The following is a 334-nucleotide window of genomic DNA, read 5'->3' on the forward strand; positions in this document are numbered from 1 at the left end:
CCGCGATCCAGCAGCGACACCTCGCCAACCGCCACCGAGGCGTCGGCCACGACCGCCTCGATCACCCGGCCGAACCAACCTGTTAACCGCTCGACGGTGGACCGGTCATACAGATCCGTGGCATACATCACCAGCCCGGCGGCCATCGGCGCCCCCGGATCCTCGCCGGGCACCTCGCTCAACTCGATATCCAGGTCGAACTTGGCGGTGCGGGTAAACACCGCCAACTGCTCGACACTGACCCCATCGAGCGCCATCTCGGGGCGCGCATTGTTCTGGAGAACGGTGGCCACCTGGAACAGCGGATGATGCGACGTCGAGCGCACCGGGTTGA

The 334-nt window shown here is 66.2% G+C and carries 1 protein-coding gene; it reads right to left on the reverse strand.

What is annotated here, in order from left to right:
* A partial coding sequence (locus tag BST14_RS28500) for a condensation domain-containing protein (protein WP_142279713.1) occupies positions 1-334 on the reverse strand: 334 nt, incomplete at both ends.

It is taken from the genome of Mycobacterium arosiense ATCC BAA-1401 = DSM 45069 (genome assembly GCF_002086125.1).
GTDB classification, from domain to species: Bacteria; Actinomycetota; Actinomycetes; order Mycobacteriales; family Mycobacteriaceae; genus Mycobacterium; species Mycobacterium arosiense.